Source organism: Mesorhizobium neociceri, from assembly GCF_013520985.1.
Classification (GTDB): domain Bacteria; phylum Pseudomonadota; class Alphaproteobacteria; order Rhizobiales; family Rhizobiaceae; genus Mesorhizobium; species Mesorhizobium neociceri.
In genome coordinates this window covers 14612-34433 of record NZ_JACDTY010000026.1, presented here as the reverse complement: position 1 = coordinate 34433, position 19822 = coordinate 14612, and the positions used below count along the sequence as shown (strand labels likewise).

General features: G+C 59.0%; 15 protein-coding genes. 8 read left to right on the top strand and 7 right to left on the bottom strand.

Features of this window, described 5'->3' with window-relative positions:
* Positions 1 to 209 precede the first annotated feature (209 nt).
* Both H0241_RS31265 and H0241_RS31260 read right to left on the bottom strand, forming a co-directional pair.
* Positions 210 to 1079 carry an NAD(P)-dependent oxidoreductase gene (locus H0241_RS31265; RefSeq protein WP_181061618.1) on the bottom strand — a complete coding sequence of 290 codons (870 nt, stop codon included), beginning with the start codon at positions 1077 to 1079 and terminating at the stop codon, positions 210 to 212.
* 142 nt (positions 1080 to 1221) lie between these two features.
* Entirely contained in the window at positions 1222 to 2109 is an 888-nt protein-coding gene (locus H0241_RS31260) for a sugar phosphate isomerase/epimerase family protein (protein WP_181061617.1), read from the bottom strand.
* A gap of 504 nt (positions 2110 to 2613) precedes the next feature.
* Here H0241_RS31260 and H0241_RS31255 point away from each other — a divergent pair.
* The 7 genes from H0241_RS31255 to H0241_RS31225 all read left to right on the top strand — a co-directional run bounded on the left by H0241_RS31255 (position 2614) and on the right by H0241_RS31225 (position 12413).
* The gene (locus H0241_RS31255) at positions 2614 to 3315 is read left to right on the top strand and encodes a hypothetical protein (protein WP_181061616.1); all 702 of its coding nucleotides are present in this window, start codon (positions 2614 to 2616) and stop codon (positions 3313 to 3315) included.
* Between the two features lie 45 nt (positions 3316 to 3360).
* Entirely contained in the window at positions 3361 to 4980 is a 1620-nt protein-coding gene (locus H0241_RS31250) for a GMC family oxidoreductase (RefSeq protein WP_181061615.1), read from the top strand.
* A 274-nt stretch (positions 4981 to 5254) separates the two neighbouring features.
* Positions 5255 to 6424: a Gfo/Idh/MocA family protein gene (locus H0241_RS31245; RefSeq protein ID WP_181061614.1), complete on the top strand. Its 1170-nt coding sequence runs from the start codon at positions 5255 to 5257 to the stop codon at positions 6422 to 6424.
* 87 nt (positions 6425 to 6511) lie between these two features.
* Positions 6512 to 8167 carry a GMC family oxidoreductase gene (locus H0241_RS31240; protein WP_181061613.1) on the top strand — a complete coding sequence of 552 codons (1656 nt, stop codon included), beginning with the start codon at positions 6512 to 6514 and terminating at the stop codon, positions 8165 to 8167.
* 1 nt (position 8168) lies between these two features.
* The gene (locus H0241_RS31235) at positions 8169 to 9179 is read left to right on the top strand and encodes a glycoside hydrolase family 3 protein (RefSeq protein WP_181061612.1); all 1011 of its coding nucleotides are present in this window, start codon (positions 8169 to 8171) and stop codon (positions 9177 to 9179) included.
* Between the two features lie 5 nt (positions 9180 to 9184).
* The gene (locus tag H0241_RS31230) at positions 9185 to 10714 is read left to right on the top strand and encodes a GMC oxidoreductase (protein ID WP_181061611.1); all 1530 of its coding nucleotides are present in this window, start codon (positions 9185 to 9187) and stop codon (positions 10712 to 10714) included.
* 91 nt (positions 10715 to 10805) lie between these two features.
* Positions 10806 to 12413, top strand: coding sequence for a GMC family oxidoreductase N-terminal domain-containing protein (locus H0241_RS31225; RefSeq protein WP_181061648.1), 1608 nt, complete (start codon positions 10806 to 10808; stop codon positions 12411 to 12413).
* Between the two features lie 87 nt (positions 12414 to 12500).
* On the opposite strand, the gene H0241_RS31220 is transcribed toward H0241_RS31225, so the two are convergent.
* Genes H0241_RS31220 through H0241_RS31205 form a run of 4 tightly spaced genes read right to left on the bottom strand, consistent with a single transcriptional unit; the run spans position 12501 to position 16932 of the window.
* Positions 12501 to 13370, bottom strand: coding sequence for a carbohydrate ABC transporter permease (locus tag H0241_RS31220; RefSeq protein ID WP_181061610.1), 870 nt, complete (start codon positions 13368 to 13370; stop codon positions 12501 to 12503).
* Between the two features lie 27 nt (positions 13371 to 13397).
* On the bottom strand, positions 13398 to 14354 hold the full coding sequence (locus H0241_RS31215; protein ID WP_181061609.1) for a carbohydrate ABC transporter permease: 957 nt from the start codon (positions 14352 to 14354) through the stop codon (positions 13398 to 13400).
* Between the two features lie 23 nt (positions 14355 to 14377).
* Entirely contained in the window at positions 14378 to 15763 is a 1386-nt protein-coding gene (locus tag H0241_RS31210) for an ABC transporter substrate-binding protein (RefSeq protein WP_181061608.1), read from the bottom strand.
* Positions 15764 to 15801: 38 nt separating this feature from the next.
* The gene (locus H0241_RS31205) at positions 15802 to 16932 is read right to left on the bottom strand and encodes an ABC transporter ATP-binding protein (RefSeq protein ID WP_181061607.1); all 1131 of its coding nucleotides are present in this window, start codon (positions 16930 to 16932) and stop codon (positions 15802 to 15804) included.
* Between the two features lie 380 nt (positions 16933 to 17312).
* On the opposite strand from H0241_RS31205, the gene H0241_RS31200 reads away from it, so the two are divergent.
* Positions 17313 to 18815 (top strand): GMC family oxidoreductase, encoded by a 1503-nt coding sequence (locus H0241_RS31200; protein WP_181061606.1) that lies wholly within the window; start codon positions 17313 to 17315, stop codon positions 18813 to 18815.
* A gap of 26 nt (positions 18816 to 18841) precedes the next feature.
* Here H0241_RS31200 and H0241_RS31195 read toward each other — a convergent pair whose 3' ends face one another.
* Positions 18842 to 19672 (bottom strand): helix-turn-helix domain-containing protein, encoded by an 831-nt coding sequence (locus tag H0241_RS31195; RefSeq protein WP_181061605.1) that lies wholly within the window; start codon positions 19670 to 19672, stop codon positions 18842 to 18844.
* Positions 19673 to 19822: the final 150 nt, after the last annotated feature.

The following is a 19822-nucleotide window of genomic DNA, read 5'->3' as shown; positions in this document are numbered from 1 at the left end:
CGTCCTTCGCATACCCCTGAAGCAAGCAGCCAAGAGCACTACAGCGCACGTCCAATCCTCATCATTGGCTTGGTATTAGATCGATACAATCAGGTTTTCAAAAATTTGCAAGAAGTTTAGAAAGGAGGCGAGTTGCGGAATGGAATCGGCCATAGAGCTTGTTGATGAAGTTCGGCCATTTGCGTGCCTGCTTCACCTGCCCTCGGCGATCACAACGGCCTGATGACTTTGGCCGCAACGGCGAATTCGAGTTCCGCGAAGCCGGCATCGATCGATTTCTGGATCAGGTCGACCGCGGCCTGCGGCAGTCGGGTATCCAGTCCCTTTGCCGCGCAGACGGCGAGCACTTGCGCCGCTCCGCCCAGATGCAGCGTCATGTTGGCTTGGTTGCCGGTGAAATTGTCCAACCGCGTCTGGCGCTCGAAATCCTTCGACATCGCCAGGATCTCCGGCAGATAGGAAGGCGTCGCGTTGAGATAGGTTGAAGGATCGAGCCGAGCAGCCTGACAGATTGCGATGCCTTGGATGAGGCCAAGCGCTGCGCTGTAGAACAAGCTCAGCCACGCCATGTCCATCGATGAAGCATCTGACGGATCGGTGCCGCAATATGTCGGCTTGCCAGCCATTGCCGCCAGGATCTCGTGCTCGCGGTCGAAGATGGCTCTGTCGCCAGAGTAATAGATCACGGCGTCGCGATTGCCGATGCTCGACGGCATGGTCGCGATCGCGCCATCCAGAACGGCCACGCCCAACGGCTCGGCCAAGGTCGCGAAACGTCGAGCTTCCTCGGGGGACTCGGATGTTAATTGTATCAGTGTCTTGCCTCCGAGCGCTTCGGCCAAGCCGGCCAGTTCCAGGAACTCCGCTGAGGCGTCGAAATTGGTAATGCAAAGGACAACAACGTCGGCAGCCTCGACGGCGTCGACTGCGGACGCGGATACATGAAACTCGTTCGAGAACTCGGCTCGCCGGGCGGCGGACCGCGTCCATGCGCACACATTGAAGCCGGCGCAAGCCAGGGCGCGGGCGAGAGCGGAACCCATGAAACCAAGACCGATCACCGCAACGGGGCGTTTCAACTTTACATCTCCGTGTTTCGCTCAAGCATCGGGCCCAGATTTCGGCGGAGGCACGGCGTGGCAGGGCAGCGGCAGCTGTCGGCATCGTTCATGCGAAAGCGATAGCTAACGGCACCAACGCAGCCGCCACTCCACTTGCTGCCTAGCTCGACACAAGGCTTATCAACTGCGCCCTCATTTGGCTGGCGACGTCATAGCTATTTTCATGCTGAAGCTTCCGACAGAAAGTCTCCGAGCACCACCAACCCGTATACCCAGTAGCCTTGACGGCGTCGGTCCAGGCCTTGAGGTCGAGGACGCCCTCGCCCGTCGGTATGTCGCGTAACACCGATTCATTCGGAACACCGCCGGTGAGTGGCAAGGAGTCGCAAACGTGGACTCCATAGATCAGGTTGCCATCGATCCTGGCGACGTCCTCGGGACGGTCTCCCGATGCATAGCAGTGCCAATAGTCGACGACCATTTTGAGGTTGTCCTGGTCTGCTCTCCGCAGCAGTGCAACTTGGTGAGCCAGGGAATTGACCGGGGACCAGGCGAGAGCCTCGAGATAAACGATCAGTTCGAACTCTTGCGCGATTTCGGCGAGCAGCTTCAGATTTCGCGCGGTGATGTCGATACGCTCTTCGTCCTTGTACCCGAGCACGCCCCGGTACCCCGCTTTTGGTTCACCCTCCCTGAAGCGCTTGACCTCAACGTGGTCGAGTGGGCCGGTAATGACCTGCACGCCGCGTGCGCCGACACGGTGTGCGAGTTCGAAAATGGTGCGGGCGTCCGAAATCAAGGACCGGGCATCGTCGCCGTGGCGCTCGATGTTCAAGACCGTGCCTATGCCATAGATGGGAAGTCCGTCGAGGGTCGCTTTGAGATCGGAAACGGAGTGACCGGCGTCGAGGTAGCTAAGGACCTTCGCGGCGGTTGTCTCGATCCCGGAGAAGCCGGCGTCGCGAGCCACATCGATCTCTTTAGCGAGCGTCGCGTGCTTGGCGGCGGTTGTGTTGAATATCAGGGCGTACTCGGCCTGGAGCGTCATCGTCCACTTTCTGCGCGAAGGAACCCGGGGCGAAAAGACAGTGCTTGCGCTGGACACGCTAGCTCGCTTCGACAAGGCAGGTTCTCCAGATCCGGAAGAACGACGCAATTTCGCAAAACGCTGATTTCTGACGCAGGTTGGCGTGGCGTGTAACTGCGTGCCGTCAGGTCGGGACGCGCCTCTTGGTAGCCTGGGGCGGACCTGACTTCTGCTGTCTGGCCCCACCCTTGCCGAACCCGCGCCAGCCGCCCCTTTGGTAAGCGGCATGGGCGATGCTTCAATTTGCGCCAAGTATCGGAACGATGCGAAATTGTGATTACCCCCAGCCTCCCCCATGTTGTGAAGATGCACCGTTCTGACATGCGCGGCATTGGTTGGGTGACGTTGGTTGGTAAGATACCTGCGCTGGCATTTCAGCTATGTACTCACCAAGAGCACCGAAGGCTTCGCTTCCTGATTTCCACGGGCCTGGCTCTCGGCACCACTTGGCTTTCGGAGTAAGAAATGAAGGAAGAAAATCGCAGCCGCCCGCTTTCGTTCGACGGCAAATTTGTCCGAGCGCATCTCGTCGAAAGGGTGCGTGACTATGCTGCGAATGGCGTCGTAACCAATCTGTCCAATCAGCCGATGATTGTCGCTGGCGACGTCCCAGGCGTGATACCGCCCTGGAAGTCCACGATCTTGAAAGGTGGCACGATTGCCCAAGCAGAACGCGTATCGATCGTCGACGTCCCGGACCCCACAAACCTCGGCGGCATAATGTTTGACGGCTGGGATTGGTTCGGCAACCGCATGGCAGAGTTTCCGCGCACTACACCCCTGTTCATCTCCAGGCATGACGTCGTCGGCGAAGTCGCGCTCAATCCCTGGCGGTTCTCCAATCATCCGGAACCGCTCGACGAAACGGAACGATACGATATCCAGCTCAATCTCTGGTGGGCGCCTGCCGGGACGGATGCAGTCATTCACAACACGCATTCATTCCTTGAGATACACACGCAGATATTCGGCTTAGGCCGCATACAGATTTTCAAGGACCAGGCAGGAACCGAGCTGTACCGGGAGATTTCGGCTGCGCCGGGCGACACCCATGACCCCATCGTGAGGGTAACAGGCAGGCGGAGCTACATTTATCCCTGGCACAGAGGCTGGATAGACGAAGACTGCATCTGGATGGCAATCGAACTGCACCCGAAGCAGGCCTGACGCCCGATCCGGGCGCATGGCATCTGCCAGTACCGAGGATCAAGGATGCAGGACGCTTACGACTACATCATTGTCGGCGCGGGGACCGCTGGGTGCATCCTGGCCAACCGACTTTCGGAAAACCCGTCGAACCGCGTTCTGCTTCTGGAAGCAGGAGGACGTGACAACTGGATTTGGTTTCACATCCCCGTTGGCTATCTTTTCGCGATCGGCAATCCAAAGTCAGACTGGATGTTCCGCACAGACGTCGAGCCCGGCTTGAACGGCCGGACCCTTGCTTATCCGCGAGGAAAGGTCATTGGCGGCTCATCGGCAATCAATGCCATGATCGCGATGCGCGGACAGGCTGCCGACTATGACGGATGGCGGGACCTCGGCTTGTCTGGATGGGGCTGGGACGACGTACTCCCGGTATTTCGCAGGCTTGAGGATCATTTCCTCGGGAGCGGGCCGCACCATGGCGTCGGCGGGGGCTGGCGCGTCGAAGCTCCTCGACTTTCGTGGCCGATCCTGGACGCCGTGCGCGCAGCTGCTGTTGAAATGGGCGTGCCAAGATCCGACGACTTCAACACTGGCGACAACGAAGGCACCGGCTATTTCCACGTAAACCAGAAGCGAGGGCGCCGCTGGTCATCCGCGAGAGGCTTTCTCAAGCCGGCGCTCGGCAGAGCCAATCTGGAGCTCATCACGGATGTCCTCGTTGATCGGCTCGTGCTCAAGGCAAATCGCGTTAGCGGAGTGAGTTATCGTCGGGCGGATGGATCGCAGCATGTGGCCAAAGCCCGTGGCGAAGTCATCTTGAGCGCAGGAGCTATCGGTTCGGTGCAGATCATGCATCGCTCCGGCATCGGGCCCGGCAAGTGGCTTCAGGAAGCCGGCATCGATTGCATCGTCGACCGTCCGGGGGTGGGCCAAAACCTGCAGGACCATCTCCAGCAGCGCGCAATATACAAGGTCCGCGGCGCCCGGACACTCAACGACACCTATCACTCCCTGTTCCAGAAGGCGTTGATGGGCCTCGACTATGTCGTTCGCCGACGGGGGCCGCTGACCATGGCTCCATCCCAGCTTGGTATCTTCACACGCTCGGATCCGACACAGGGTCGCGCAAACATAGAGTTCCATGTGCAGCCGCTTTCGCTGGATAAGTTCGGTGACCCGCTGCATCGCTTTTCCGCGATCACCGTTGCGGCCTGCAATCTGCGCCCCACATCGCGCGGCAACGTCAGGATTACCTCGCCCGACCCGAAGACCCCTCCATCGATCAAGCCCAACTATCTCAGCACCGACGAAGATCGTCAGGTGGCCGCTGACGCAATCCGCGTGACGCGAAGGCTGATGAAACAGAAGGCTCTGCGCGACCTTCACCCTGAAGAGTATCTGCCAGGCCCCTCGGTCGGAGACGACGCCGAAGCTCTAGCCAAGGCAGCCGGCGACATAGGGACGACAATTTTCCATCCCGTCGGAACGGCCAAGATGGGCAAGGCGACAGACAGGCAGGCTGTGGTCGACGCGTCCCTCCGCTTCCTGGGCGTGGAAGGGCTTCGCGTTGCCGACGCTTCCGTCATGCCTTTGATCGTCTCCGGAAACACCAATACCCCGACTGCGATGATTGCAATGAAGGCTGCGGATATCATCCTCGGCAATCGGACGACCGGCGCGTAGGAGCCGTTTCTCCACATACACGCATCGCAATAGCCATCGCCGCCTCGACACCTGTGACGTCGACGTACCGGTCGGCCCGCGTCGGCATTCGATGCCGATATGCAGTGCTTCAGTTTGCGCCAGTCATTTCAAGTTTGCGAAATTGCTGACCAATTTGGCGCGTGGAAGGATGCGCGAGTTAGGCGTTCCGAGGCTAACTCGGCACGACTGGAAGCCAGCGCCAAAAGGAATTTTCAGATCGATGCTGAGCTCCGATGGGCTGGGGGAGAAGTTCATGAGCTTGTTGACGAGCGATATTCCGCGCAAGCGCCGCTTCCGCGCGGGAATGGTGGGGGGCGGCAGAGGGGCCTTTTTCGCGGGCATCCACAGGGCTGCGTTGCGTCTTGCAAACCGTTTTGATCTCGTCGCCGGTGCCTTTTCATCCGACCCGCAAACCTGCCTGGAAGCCGGAGAGGCCTTGGGGATATCTGCGCAACGCAACTACCTGAATTTCCGCGACATGGCATCGGCGGAAGCGGCGCGGGATGATCCAATCGACGTCGCGATCGTGGTGACGCCCAATCACTTGCATTTCGAACCGTGCAAGCTGTTCCTGGAAGCTGGCATCCCCGTCATATGCGACAAACCGCTCGTCAATTCGTCAGATGAGGCGCGAGAGCTTCAAAGACTGGCCGAAGCGAACGACACGTTCTTCGCTGTCACATACACTTACACCGGCTATCCGATGGTCCGCGATGCCCGTGCCCGAATTCGCGCTGGAGAAATCGGCCAGATTCGCTTCATGTATGTCGAATATCTGCTTGAATGGCTCGCTGGTGACTCTTCGAAGCTGGGCAAAGGCGCTGTCTGGCGTGGCGATCCCTCGAAGGCCGGCCCGACCGGCGCACTTGGGGATGTCGGGACGCACGCGTTCAACATCCTCGAATTCCTGTCAGGGCAACGCTGCACAGCCCTTAGCGCCACGCTGATGCAGACAGTCGCCTCCTTCGGTCTGGACGACACTGACGTTGTGCAGATGGAATTCGACGGCGGCGCCAACGGTCTGTTGTGGGCCGCCTTGGCAGCGCCCGGGCATCGCAACGGCCTGCGTTTCAAGATAGTCGGCACGAAGGCGACCATCGAGTGGCAGCAGGAAGCACCCGAGACGCTTCATGTTTCCCGTCTCGGGGAGGCGGATCTCATCTATCGCCGCGGACAGAGGGATCTCACTGCAGAAGCAGCGATCTCGGTCAGCCTGCCTGCCGGCAATCCAGAGGCCTATCTCGAGGCGCTCGCGGTACTTTACTGCGACTATGCTACGGCCCTGGAGGGTGGCCGCAATTGGCGTGAGGCGCTTTCCGTTCCACTCGCGGATCTAAACGAAGGGCTGCGCGGCGTGCTGCTGTCTGAAGTCAGTGTCAGGTCCTCGTCGCTGAGATCCTGGGTCCCCTTTCCCGTTTCCTGATCGTGACGAACACCATGACGACCGATCCCGAATCCATTTCCGCAGCCAAATTCGTTCCGTTCGACTTTGCTTTGGTGGGTCACTGATATGAGGCAGCGTCCCGACTACATCATAGTGGGTGGCGGCTCGACCGGCTGCACGCTGGCAGGTCGATTGACGGAAGATGCCGGCACGCAAGTCGCGCTCTTCGAGCAAGGGCCGGCAGACAGCAATCCATGGATCCACCTCCCGGCAACCTACTACAAAGTGTGCAAGGGTCCGCTTCTGTCGCGATACCCCTACGAGCGCAGCCCAGAGCAGACGCCGGCTGAACATCCGACGATGATCCAGGCTCGCGTGCTTGGCGGCGGCAGCTCGGTCAACGCGATGCTTTACGTTCGCGGCGTCCCGGACGACTATGATGGATGGGCTGCAAGCGGCGCCGACGGTTGGGCCTATGCGGACGTTCTCCCCTATTTCAAACGCGCCGAGGGAAACAACCGCTTCGATGGCGGAGCCCACAACAGTCAAGGCCCCCTCGGTGTGTCGGACGCCCGATACATCCATCCTCTGACAAGGGTGTGGTTGCAGGCCTGCCAGCAGGCAGGCCTGCCGTACAATTCCGATTTCAACTCTGGCGAACAATCAGGCGTCGGATTTTACCAGGTCACCACTCGAGATGGGCGGCGTTCGTCAGCAGCCGCAGCCTATATCCGCCCTGCGTTGAACCGGCCCAACCTTGATCTCAGGACCAATTGCCAGGTTCGCCGTATCCTATTCGAGGGACGGCGCGCCGTCGGTGTCGAGTTCATTGAGCGGGGCAAGCGCCATCGCCTGATGGCCGAGCGTGAAATCATCCTGTCGGCGGGAGCGATTGCTACACCGCATCTGCTTTTGCTGTCTGGAGTGGGACCAGCTCGCCATCTCTCGACGCACGGCATTCGCGTTGTCGCAGACCTTCCTGGCGTCGGGCAAAACTATCAAGACCACATGGAGATGTCGCTCGTCTACAGCTTGAGCGGCCCTTACAGCTACGACAAGTACAAGAAGCCGTGGTGGGCTGCGAAGGCTGGCCTGGAATACCTGTTGTTCCGAAGCGGGCCAGTGACATCCAACGTCGCAGAGGCCGGAGGCTTCTGGTGGAGCTCAAACGGAACGGCTAACCCGGATATCCAGCTCTTCTTTCTCGCGGGCGCCGGCGTCGAGGAAGGCGTCGACACGGTGCCTGGCGGCAATGGCTGCACGATCAGCGTTTCGCAGACGAGGCCAAAGTCGCGCGGGTTTATCGAACTGACGAGCGGCGATGAGAGCCAATCGCCGAGAATAGTGCCGAACTACCTGACGCATCCGGATGACATCCGTTGTCTCGCCGACGGAGCCCGGCTCGTCCAGGACATCGTGAAACAGACGATCCTGTCCCGATACGTCGAGCACGGGCACATCCCGCCCAGACCGCTCGCAACAACAGAGGAATTCGAGACGTTCGTACGCTCGGAGGCTCACCCCGGCCTGCACCCTTGCGGCACCTGCCGCATCGGACGCGATCCCATGGCGGTGGTCGACCCGCAACTGCGCGTACATGGTGTGGAACGGCTCAGGATCGCCGATGCGTCTGTGATGCCCGACGTCATCTCGGGCAACCTCAATTCCGTCGTCATCATGATTGGCGAGAAGGCTGCTGATCTCATCCGAGATCCCGCCGCAAACCTCCCAGCCCAGTTTGATGCTTTCGCTCGACACAGAGATTCCATGGGGTTGGTGTGAGATGGAAATTTCCCGCGATGCCTATGCCGTATTGCTTCCCGCATTCGGTGATGCCGACTTCACCATAGGATCGGCGTCCTTCTTCAGGTCGGGTGGCGTCGCCGCTCTCCTTGGATCGACACGCGAGGAGTATACGGCACGCCGCATGTCGCCCGAACGGCAGCGCTATGAGACCAGAGAACAGCTTTCGAGGTACGCCTTTCGTGCGCGCGCCCTGGCTGGCAATGTGCTGATTGCGGTCGACTACGAGATCGGCGGCGTCCACCGCTTGCACCAGCTCGGACCCCAACTCCCGCATCCCAACTCTGTGTTGGAAATGAGCGAGTTGGAGATAAGGGCCTTTGGCGCTGAAGCCGCGCGCGCGGCAAAGCTTTGCGGCGTCAATTTCTTCCTGGCGCCAGTTGTTGACTTGGTAACCGGCAGCAATCCGTGGCTGCGCGACCGCACCTTTTCCATCGATCCGGACATTGTGGGTCGTGTCGCCAGCGCGTTCATCCGCGGAGTGCAGGATGAGGGCCTGGTCGCAACGGCAAAACATTTTCCCGGCCATCCGAATGTTACGATCGATCCATTCGACAGCGAAACCGTCACAGTGACTGCAACGCTTGAAGAACTCGCGCCGAGCCTACGCTGCTTCGATGCGACCATCGCCGCGGGCGTGCGCGCGATCATGACCGGTCCCATACCAGTTGATGCGATCGATCCCGCCGAGCCGGCCTCCTGTTCGGCCAAGATCGTAGGCATGCTGCGAGGGGCTCACAATTTCAAAGGTCTTGTTGTTTCCGACGATATCGATCTGCCCGGAACACTGCGGGGCCGGACGGTGCCGGATATCGCAATTGCCTCGCTCAAGGCCGGCGTAGACCTCTTGCTTTTGGCTTCTGGCCCGCAGGTTGACGAGGTTGCTGCGCGGATCTCCCAATCCGTCAAAAATGGAGAACTGGGCCGGGATGTGCTCGCTCGCGCAGCGCGCTCGGTTCGTTCGCTCGCCGATGGGGCCTGGCAAGCGTGAACGTTATGCGTAACCGCGCACCATCGCCGGACGTCGTCGTCGTTGGCAGCGGCGCCGGCGGCGGCCCGATGATGAAACGGTTGGCGGAACTGGGCTTGAACGTGCTCGTCCTGGAGCGGGGTGCCGCCGTGCCTCGGGAGGATGACAACTGGAACGTTGGAAAGGTTTTCAAGGAGCGAAAGTACAGCCCCTTCGAGCTCTGGAAGGATCGGAACGGCAAGACCTTTCGGCCATCCAGCTGGCATAATGTCGGCGGATCGACGAAGTTTTTCGGCACAGTGATGATGCGGCTGCGCGAGCGGGACTTCGAGGCCGTAGAGCATGCTGAAGGTCTGTCGCCGGCGTGGCCGTTTCCTTATGCCGAGTTGGAGCCTTATTACGTCGAGGCCGAACATCTCTTCGGTGTTCACGGCAACCCCTCAAGTGACCCCTGGGAGCCGACACGCTCCGCGCCGCTTCCGTATGGGTCCGTCGGTTCGGAGCCTTATGTCGCCCGAATCGAACAGCGCTTGCGAGCAAGAGGTCTGCACCCTTTCCCGCTTCCCGTCGCAGTTGACCTGCATCCAGGCGGCAAGTGCGTGCGCTGCGGCACGTGCGACGGTTTCCCTTGCGCCGTCGGCGGCAAGAACGATGCCGAGACACGTTGTGTTGAACCGGCCCTCAAGAGCGGTCGCGTCGAACTCTGGATCGGCGCTTTCGTGCGCCGGCTGCTTCTGGCCGGCGATGGTCGAACCATCAACGCCGTGGAGGTCGAACATCAGGGCAACATCAAAACCGTTTCGGCCGGCATATTCGTCCTGTCCGCCGGCGCGGTGAACTCGGCGCTGATTCTGATGCGCTCAGCGACCGGCTCGTTCCCGAACGGCCTGGCCAACAGCACAGATATAGTCGGCCGTCATTACATGACGCACAACCTGACTACGATGATGGCGGTGTCGACGCGGGAGAACCCGACCAAGTTCCAGAAGACCCTGGCATTCAACGATTTTTACGATGGCGAGCCTGGATATCCGTTCCCGATGGGAAATGTTCAGGCGTTGGGAAAGTTGCAGTCCGGGATGCTTGTCGCCGGAGCCAAATACGTGCCGCAAATCATCTCGCGCGCTTTGACAAAACGCAGCTTCGACATTCTGACGATGTCCGAGGACCTTCCGAGCGCGGACAACCGAGTCATGCTTCGGAATGGAGATGTGCACATACTTGTCCAGGCGAACAATTTGAAATCACACAGACGTCTCAACAAGCGGGTCAAAGAGATTCTGGGCGATATTGGCTTTCCGCTGGTTCTCGCCAAGACGCTGCCTGTCAACTTCACCGCGGCACAGTGCGGAACCGTCCGAATCGGCCTGGATCCCACCCACTCCGCGCTCGATCCCTATTGCCGATCATGGGACCATCCCAACCTCTTCGTTGTCGACGCGTCGTTCATGCCGACGTCCGCTGCGACAAATCCATCCCTGACTATCGCCGCCCAGTCCCTTCGAGTGGCTCGACACATCGCAAGGGTGGACTTCGGGGATCGAGATGGCCGCTGACCAAACCGGTCAAGAGCAAGATTGTCCTGAACGGACGTGTGGGCGCGTGGCGTAAACACCGACCCCGGCCATGGACCACAAGGAAATTAACATGCCGCATTTCATAGTTGTTGGTGGTGGATCTTCGGGCTGTGTGCTGGCCGCCCGCCTCAGCGAAGATCCCGACGTTTCGGTGCTTTTGCTTGAGGAAGGGCCTGCGGACAGGAGCCCGTGGATACACTTGCCGGTGACCTACTATAAGACGGGCCAAGGGAACCTGGTGGCGCGATACCCGTGGGCTCCCGGTCCAGGTCATCGAGGCGATCCAAACCCGACAATGGTCCAGGCACGCGTGCTGGGCGGCGGAAGCTCAGTCAACGCCATGGTTTATCTGCGGGGGCAACCCCGCGACTACGATCAATGGCAGGCCTCCGGAGCCGAAGGATGGAGTTGGAATGACGTTCTCCCCTATTTCAAGCGGTGCGAGTCCAACGACCGCTTTGCCAACCAACTGCACGGAACCGACGGCCCCCTCCCCGTTTCCGATCAGGAATTCACCCACCCGATGAGCCGCATCTGGGTACAGGCGTGCCAACAGGCAGGCTTGCCATTCAATCCCGACTTCAATTCTGGCCACCAGGAGGGCTGTGGCTTCTACCAGATCAACTCGCGCAACGGCCGCCGCGGAAGTGCGGCCGCGAGCTATCTCAAGCCGGCACGAAACCGAAAGAACCTCACCGTGCAGACCGGCGCCCGTGTCTTGCGCATTATCTTCGACGGGAAGCGTGCGGTTGGTGTGGAGGCCATGCTCAGAGGCAGACGGATTCAGCTTCACGCGGATCGCGAGGTGATTGTGACAGCGGGCGCGATCAATACACCCAGGCTCCTGATGGTCTCCGGCGTTGGCAATGCTGACCACCTGAAGCAAAAAGGTGTGGAGCTGGTTCACCATCTGCCAGGTGTCGGACAAAACCTGCAGGACCACGTCGAAGTGTCCATCATCCATGAGGTGAACGGTCCCTTCAGCTACGACAAATACAAAAAGCTGCGATGGCAGGTTGCGGCCGGACTCGAGTATCTGGTGTTCCGCAGGGGACCTTGCACCGCCAACGTCGTGGAAGGTGGCGCCTTCTTTCGCTCGTCGTTCAACGACGAGCGGCCGGATCTTCAGTGCTGCTTCATGCCGGGCGCCGGTATCGAAGAGGGCGTGGACACCGTTCCGGGAGGCAACGGAACGACCCTGAATATCTGCCAGACCAGGCCAAAATCGGTAGGGTGGGTCGCACTTCGCAGCAACGACCCCTTCGACCTGGCCCACATCCAGCCGAACTATCTCGCGGAAGAATACGACATCGACGTCATGTGCGAGGGCGTCGCGTTCGGCCGCGAGATCATGTCTCAGCCGACTATTGCCAGGCATCTGACACGAGAACACGCGCCCGGTAACATCCGCACACGCGAGGATATTCGCGCCTACGTTCTGAAGCAGGCCCACGCTGCCCTGCACCCGATGGGTACCTGCAAGATAGGGCGCGACGACATGGCCGTCGTCGGCGCGGACCTGAAGGTGCACGGCGTCGACGGGCTCCGGATCTGCGACAATTCAGTTGGGCCGAATCTCGTTTCGGGCAATACCAATGGCGTGGCGATCATGATTGCCGAAAAGGCGGCGGACCATATCCGCAAGGATCATGATATGAAGTCTCACAGCGGCGGCTGATGGGCCGAGAGTGGACTACTCCCAACTGCCCTAGACCAGTGTGTGTGCCTGAGACACCGCCTCCGTTGACTGGAGTCATATGCACGGTCAGCGGACAGCGCCGCCGAGCACAAAGCCTGCTCGGAAAGAACGCGACATCAGAAGGTAGAGTATCACCACGGGTAGCGAGTAGAGGATGGAAAACGCCGCGACCGCGCCATAGTTGATGGCCACCGAATTCATGAACCCGTACATCCGAACCGGACCGGGTTGCTCGGCTGCCCGGCTGATAAGCACAAGCGGGATGAGGAAACTTCCCCATGCGTTGACGAAACCAAAGATGGCCGCCGACGCGATGCCAGGCATGGTCAGAGGAATCACAATCCTGCTCAGGATCTTCCAGGTGCTTGCCTTCTCGATATGGGCGGCCTCTTCCAGGTCCAGCGGGATGGCATCAACCGCGTTCTTGATAAGGTATATTTCGAATGGCAATGCCGTAACGCCGAGTATAACCGCGGTGGGGAAGATCGAAAGCCATCCAACGTAGCTGAACATCTTGTAGATCGGCACGATCAGGATCGAGATCGGGACTCCCGAAAGGAAGAGTATCGTCAGCAGGATCGGCCCCTTCCAGGGTATGTGCTGACGCGAAAAAGAATACGCCGCCAAAAACGCCGCGACCGTGGCGACGACCGTCGCGATCAATGACAAGATCAGGCTGTTGACCAGGGCCCTCGTGTAGTCAGGCTGCAGTGCCAGCAGATAGTTTCTCGTCGTGAAGTCGGGAACTCTTAGCTGCCACGACGCGCTGGTATCGACGGACGCGGCGAACAGCCACAACATCGGCAGAAGGAAGAAGGCGCCGATCACCAGCAGCGTTGTGTTGCTGATCACTTTCGTCAGGCTCCAGCGCTTGACGCGGATCGGTTCCGTCGAGGGCAACTGGGGCGTTAGGTGCTGAAATGCGTATGTGGACATTTTTGCTACCTGAGCTCTACGGAACGATCAGACTGAATTGGATTTCGGCGCACGACGGCGCGCCTGGGCCAGCCAGACATAGGCAATGCCGAGAACACCGGAAATAAGGACAATCACGTCACCCAGCAGGGCCGCGTAACCGAGCTTCTTGAAGGTGAAGCCCTGCAGGTAAGAGTACACCGGCAATATGTTTGAATCCCCGCCGGGTCCGCCCTGCGTCATCAAGTAGATGAGCGTGAAATTGCCGAAAGAAAGCAGGGTCATCAGGAGCGCCGAAGTCAGAATCGTAGGCTTGAGAATGGGCAGGACCAGGCGGGTTAGACGCTGGTAGGCATTGGCATCCTCCAGCTTCGCGGCCTCGAGCATTTCTTGAGGCACGTTACGCAGCGCGGCCGAGAAGATGATTGTAGCCAGACCAGCGAGCGACCAGGTGTTGGCCAGGGACACCACGAGCATGGCGTGATCATAAAGCACGTCTGCATGGGGATAGCCGAACAGAACAGGGAATATGCCGCCCTGCGTCGTTGCGGCGTACCAAATGATGGCGATCGCCGCCGGAGGGAGGGTCCAGGCGACGATCGCCAGGCTGGTCACCACCATTCGGACGGAAGTGAGCGCGCTCTGTAGGGCCAAGGCAATGACCAATCCCAGAATCGTTGTTCCCACAGCGCCAGATCCAACAACGAAGACGAGCGTCAGCCAGATCGAACGGTAAAAAACATGGTCGGAAAGGAGGAAGTAGACGTTTTGCAGCCCGGTGAAACGGAAGTGAATCGAGTTCGGGCCGATAAGCTGGAGGTTGGTGAAGCCCAGATACACGGAATAGCCAACCGGATAGATGAACAGGCCGATCAGCAAGGCCGCCGCGGGAAACAGCAGCAACAAGCTGGACGGACTGAAGCGCGGCTTGTCCAGTCGCGCTCCATTCTCGGCAACGAGAGCACCCAGGGTCTTTGCAACTGGATCGTTTGCGAGTTCGACCATTGGATTCTCTCCCAAACCAGGGGCTAGTTGCGAACTTCGATCTTGTCGTCACCGAGCTGGCCGGCGACATAAGACTTCATGCCTTCGACGGCTTGATCGAGGGTGGTTTCAGGATGCAGGACAAGGGTTTCGGTTGCCTGCGCGATTGCAAAGGACCAGACCTTATAGCCGGCGTTGGACGGAGCACTCCTCGCTATTGGCAGCAGATCTGCGAAGCCCTTTTGCGTCGCCGGAGCGAAGTCGACATAGGCCTTTTCTGAGATGTAGGCGGGGATCGGCGGAACGAGCCCACCATAGTTGCCAACCTCCAGCGCGACATCCTTCTGCATCATGAAGTTCAGCAAATTCCACGCCGCATCCGGGTGGGCGGAGGCCTTGGCCATCACCAGGCTCCACCCGGAAAAGGCGGTAGCCATGCCCGGTGCCTGACCTTGGGAAGTTGGAATAGGCGCAATGCCGATGTCTTTGACGCCTTCGGGCCAGCAGGGGCCGCAAATCACATTGTTCCAGATCTGCGGCACGTAGTTGCCGCCGAGCGTGATCCCGATCTGGTGCTTTGGCAGGAACGGCGCCACGATGCCAGGACCGTTGGCGTTCAGGATCTGCGAGGCCGGGGCCAGCAGGCCCTCGGCAGCGGCGGTACGATAGAAGTTGAGGACTTCGCGGATGCCCTTGCCGTCGACGACCCACTTGTCGTCTTTTTGATTATAGAACTCCGGATCGCTGGATCCGTACATGAAATTGAGCGCGCCGAGGACCACGCCTTGTGTTCCCTGGGCCGTCCCCGTGAGCACCCAGAGCGGCCAGACGTTCGGATCGGACTTCTTGATCGCCCTGGCGGCATCCAGGATATCGTTCCAGGTCTTGGGCTTCCAATCGCCCGGAAGGTTTGCCTTGGCGAAGATGGTCTTGTCATAGAGCAGAGCGTTGGTGTTGACGCCTTGACTCACCGCATAGACCTTGCCGTCGACTGTCCCTTCCGCCTTGACAGGCTCCACGTACTGAGACCACCAGTCGGTCTTGGCGAGTTGATCATCGAGCGGAGCCAAGAGGTCAGAGGCCACCCATTGGCCGAGTTCTGGAGCAGGAACCTCGGCGATGTCCGGAACGTCATCTGAGTTCGAATACATCAGACTGAGCTTGGTCAGGAAGTCATCATAGCCGCCCTGGATCGGCACCAACTCGACCTTGACATCAGGATTTGCCTTTTCGAAGCCATCCTTGACTTCACCAAACCATTTTTTGGCCAGAGCCGGGCTGCTCATGAAATAGTCGGCGCTGAATGCGACCTTCAACGCAATCGCGTCGGCCCAAGCGAGCGTTGTGCCAGCGCCCAAAGCGGTCGTGACTGCCAAGGCGAGCAATGCCCTTCGCGGCATGCTTGGATTGATAAGATTTCGAATTTTCATTTTTTTCTCCTCTGGTTGGTATTGCCTTTTGACAGGGTCTAGACGCCCTGCTGTTCCAGGATTCGGGCAGGTTCTGTCCGCAGGGTGTTCCCCGACTCCGGCTCAAAGAAATGGAGGTCGTTTGGATCGAAGACGAGATCAGCCTTCTGGCCGATCCGTATGTCGGCGAAGCTGGGGAACCGGGCATTCACTTCGACGCCGTCTACGTCGACCAGGACAAACGTCTCCGAACCGGTTGTCTCGGTGGCGCGAACCGTGCCGAAGATATGCTCGCGGCAGCGCGAGGGAGCGTCTTTGGTCCAATGAAGGTCATCCGGCCTGATGCCGAGTTCCACCCGCGAGGGGAGATCGGTCGACGTAAAGAAGCGCTCGGCCGGCACGGAGAACACTGAACCCAGGCACTTGATACGCCCCAGGGCGCCGTCACGGGCCAGTTCGGCGGGGAGGATGTTCATGCCCGGTGATCCGATGAATGTGCCGACGAACTTGTTCGCGGGATTCCGGTAGAGCTGCGCTGGTGTGTCGACCTGCAGGATCCGCCCACGATCGAAGACAGCGATGCGATGGCCCATTGTCATCGCCTCGACCTGATCGTGCGTGACATAGACGGTCGTCACACCAAGCCTGCGTTGGAGGTCAGCTATCTCGGCACGCATGTGCGTGCGCAGGCCCGCATCCAGGTTTGAAAGAGGCTCGTCCAGGAGGAAGATTCGTGGCTCACGGATCAGCGCGCGGCCAAGCGCAACGCGCTGCCGCTGCCCGCCCGAAAGTTCGGCAGGCTTGCGATCGAGAAGACCGTGCAGCCCGACGAGATTGGCGACCTTCTCGACACGATTGTTGAGGTCCGAGCGGCTCTCCTTGCGGACTTCCGGACCGAACGAGAGATTGCTGCGCACGCTCATATGCGGGTAAAGCGCGTAACTCTGGAACACCATGGCGATGTCGCGCCTGCCCGGCGGCGTGAGCGTGACATCTTCATCGTCGATACGGATGCTGCCATAGGTCGGCGTTTCCAGCCCGGCAAGCATTCGCAAGGTTGTGGTCTTGCCGCATCCCGAAGGGCCAACAAAGACGATGAACTCTCCGTCTTTGATGTTCAAATCGAGGTTGGGTATCGCTACGAAGGTGTTGAAGACCTTCCACACCCCTTCAAATGATACGCTTGCCATTCTCTCAAATCCCGCCGGTTGCACAGTGCAGCGCAAGCTCTTCGATGCTGTTGATGGTCACACCAACTGCAAAAATCTCTCTCGGCCGTGGGGAATCTTTGCAGAGTGAAGCGATATTCTCGCTCACTCACTTGTTCTTTTCAGTTCCCCATTCGACGACCATTCGAGAGCCGCCTTATTTTGATAGAGGACCCTACTCCAGCGTTGCGTCACCACAATTTCGCAGGCATTTGATATCTGACGCAAACTGACGCAATTTGGTCAAAGCCTGCTTTTCTCGAGACGGGCTAACCGATATAGCGCGTGGGACATGCGGATTGCCGGTCGTCCTGGTCAGCCCGGTATGGTCTGCCGACCTATCTCGGACATTTGGACTTGCTATGAAAGAGTATGACGTCATCGTTATTGGCAGCGGCGTCGGAGGCGCCATCACCGCGCGTCGGCTGTCGGAGAAGGGTGCTCGTATCCTCGTCGTCGAACGCGGTGATTTTGTCCCACGCGAGACAGAAAACTGGAGCGTCCGGTCAGTCTTCTTCGAGAAGAAATACAAGGCAAGAGACGCCTGGCTGGACCGTCATGGCAAAAGCTTCGACCCCGGCATGTTTTACAATGTTGGCGGTTCCACGAAATTCTATGGCGCCGCGATGTTCCGCCTGAGGGAACGGGATTTCGAGGATCTGGCGCACAGACGCGGCGTTTCTCCCGCGTGGCCAATTCGGTACGCCGACCTTGCACCCTACTATGATGAAGCCGAGCGGATGTTTGGTGTTCATGGTGACGACCGCCCTGACAAAACGGCGCCATCGCGCCAGGCGCCCTTCCCTTACGGACCGGTGAAATCGGAACCGATCGTTGAACGGATGGCACAGCGCTTTCGGGAGCAAGGCCTCTCCCCATCGGCTCTGCCGCTTGCAGTGAATGCAGCGCCGGCAGGCACATGCATCCTATGCCCAACCTGCGACGGCTTTCCATGCAAGATCGGCCAAAAGAACGATGCGGAAACCTGTGGCGTCGAGCCCGCTCTGGCAACTGGCCGGGTGGATCTGATGACCCACGCTTTCGCTCGCCGGCTTCTGCTGAGCCGCGATGCCAAACGCATCACCGCGGTTGAGGTGGATCACGGCGGCACGATAAAACGACTGTCCGCGCCGCTATTTGTAGTATCGTGCAACGCTGTAAACAGCTCGGCATTGCTGCTGCGCTCGGCCGACACAGGAGCCGTCAATGGCGTGGCGAACGGTTCCGACGTCGTCGGACGGCACTACATGGTGCACAATCAAACCGCGTTGATGGGGCTTTCGCACCGCGTGAATTCGACGGTCTTTCAAAAGACACTCGCGATCAACGACTGGTACTTCGGCGACGACGCCTTTCGCTGGCCGATGGGACAGATGCAAATGCTCGGCAAGCTGCAGGGCGGCATGCTGACCGCAAACGTGCCTTACCTGCCGGCTTTCCTGGCAGATCGAATGGCCAGGCATGGCATGGACTGGATCGGCCTTTCCGAAGATCTACCTGATCCCGACAACCGGGTGACGCTTGAGGGCGATCGCATCAAGCTCTCAGTGACCTTGAACAACATGGATGGACACATCAAGCTCGTCCGCCGGATGAAACGCGCGCTCCAGCAGGCGGGATATCCCATCGTCATCACAAAATCGCTCGTTGCGCACGCAACGGGCCATCAATGCGGCACGGTTCGGATGGGCAACGATCCTGGAACGTCGGCGCTGGATCCGTTCTGCAGAGCATGGGATCAGCAAAACCTGTTTGTTATCGATGCGTCCTTCTTTCCATCTTCCGCGGCTGTGAACCCAGCCCTGACGATTGCCGCCCAGGCATTGCGAGCAGCTGATCATATTATGGCGACTGATCTCGCGTGACGCGCGCGGTTGTCACTGAACGCCGATCAAGATCGGGGCAGCATCTCGTCACTGCCGAGGAATTGCCTGACCTCGACGGGAATCGATGAATCGTTTTCCTCAAGTGTCGTCACACGCCTCAAGTCTGCCTTGCTCAGCATGCCGGGCGATCGGAAGTGCATCGCGACCTTTGTGGCGTAAGGAGGTCGCAGCATCGTGGCCGCGATCCCCGACGTGATACCAAACATGAAGTTCTTCGCGCTTCGTTGAACGGGTGCATAGATCCCGAACGTCATCTCATTTTTCTGGCTGACTTCGAAATCAATGGAGAATATTCGGCCGTCGAGCGGTATTGTAAAACCATGGTATTTGAAAACATAGTCTGCCTTCGAGGGTCGATCGAAACTAGGAAACCGCTCGACATAGTAATGCTGAAGAAAATCCCTGTTGCGGTAGATGCAGAATGCGGACCGCAATATTTTTCCTTTGTAGATACTAGAATACTGATACCGATCATATATTCCTAAATACCCATCCGCCGCGGATCTCTGGTGAAGAAGGCCTGTCTCAAGGAATCCGCTAAACCTTGCCGCATGGCGGAGCGCCTCGAGGGTATGAAAATAGTTTCCCTCGATAAGCATCCTAAATTCTTCGTGCTCCACAAAGAGCACGTCCTGGCTTAGTCCAAAGTATTTTGCAATTATCCTTCTATTCTGCATCGATGGAACATGCAGGCCCGACATATACTTATTAAATTGCTGTCGATTTATTTTCATTTTGCGGCAGATGTCCGAAATGGAGCCGCTTCGCTCACACAAAAATCTGAGATTGGCAGCGAAATTTACCGCTAAAAGACCCGTATCCTCATCCGTTTCCATCAGTTTACTGCTGCCCACCGCGAAAGTTTATGGGTCGGATATGCGTCAGTTTGCGCCAAGTATCAAGGCCTTGCGAAATTGTGACCGTGGTGGGGCTGTCGCAATCTCGGGACGGCCGGCGATCGAGCGCCCCAATTGTGCGAAGAGCTG

What these genes read in the sequence shown, in the direction of transcription:
- H0241_RS31230 (WP_181061611.1), top strand. Translation starts at nt 9,185, where the DNA reads ATGCGTAACCGCGCACCATCGCCGGACGTCGTCGTCGTTGGCAGCGGC.
- H0241_RS31200 (WP_181061606.1), top strand. Translation starts at nt 17,313, where the DNA reads ATGAAAGAGTATGACGTCATCGTTATTGGCAGCGGCGTCGGAGGCGCC.
- H0241_RS31235 (WP_181061612.1), top strand. Translation starts at nt 8,169, where the DNA reads ATGGAAATTTCCCGCGATGCCTATGCCGTATTGCTTCCCGCATTCGGT.
- H0241_RS31260 (WP_181061617.1), bottom strand. Translation starts at nt 2,109, where the DNA reads ATGACGCTCCAGGCCGAGTACGCCCTGATATTCAACACAACCGCCGCC.
- H0241_RS31220 (WP_181061610.1), bottom strand. Translation starts at nt 13,370, where the DNA reads ATGTCCACATACGCATTTCAGCACCTAACGCCCCAGTTGCCCTCGACG.
- H0241_RS31255 (WP_181061616.1), top strand. Translation starts at nt 2,614, where the DNA reads ATGAAGGAAGAAAATCGCAGCCGCCCGCTTTCGTTCGACGGCAAATTT.
- H0241_RS31215 (WP_181061609.1), bottom strand. Translation starts at nt 14,354, where the DNA reads ATGGTCGAACTCGCAAACGATCCAGTTGCAAAGACCCTGGGTGCTCTC.
- H0241_RS31205 (WP_181061607.1), bottom strand. Translation starts at nt 16,932, where the DNA reads ATGGCAAGCGTATCATTTGAAGGGGTGTGGAAGGTCTTCAACACCTTC.
- H0241_RS31210 (WP_181061608.1), bottom strand. Translation starts at nt 15,763, where the DNA reads ATGAAAATTCGAAATCTTATCAATCCAAGCATGCCGCGAAGGGCATTG.
- H0241_RS31225 (WP_181061648.1), top strand. Translation starts at nt 10,806, where the DNA reads ATGCCGCATTTCATAGTTGTTGGTGGTGGATCTTCGGGCTGTGTGCTG.
- H0241_RS31195 (WP_181061605.1), bottom strand. Translation starts at nt 19,672, where the DNA reads ATGGAAACGGATGAGGATACGGGTCTTTTAGCGGTAAATTTCGCTGCC.
- H0241_RS31245 (WP_181061614.1), top strand. Translation starts at nt 5,255, where the DNA reads ATGAGCTTGTTGACGAGCGATATTCCGCGCAAGCGCCGCTTCCGCGCG.
- H0241_RS31250 (WP_181061615.1), top strand. Translation starts at nt 3,361, where the DNA reads ATGCAGGACGCTTACGACTACATCATTGTCGGCGCGGGGACCGCTGGG.
- H0241_RS31240 (WP_181061613.1), top strand. Translation starts at nt 6,512, where the DNA reads ATGAGGCAGCGTCCCGACTACATCATAGTGGGTGGCGGCTCGACCGGC.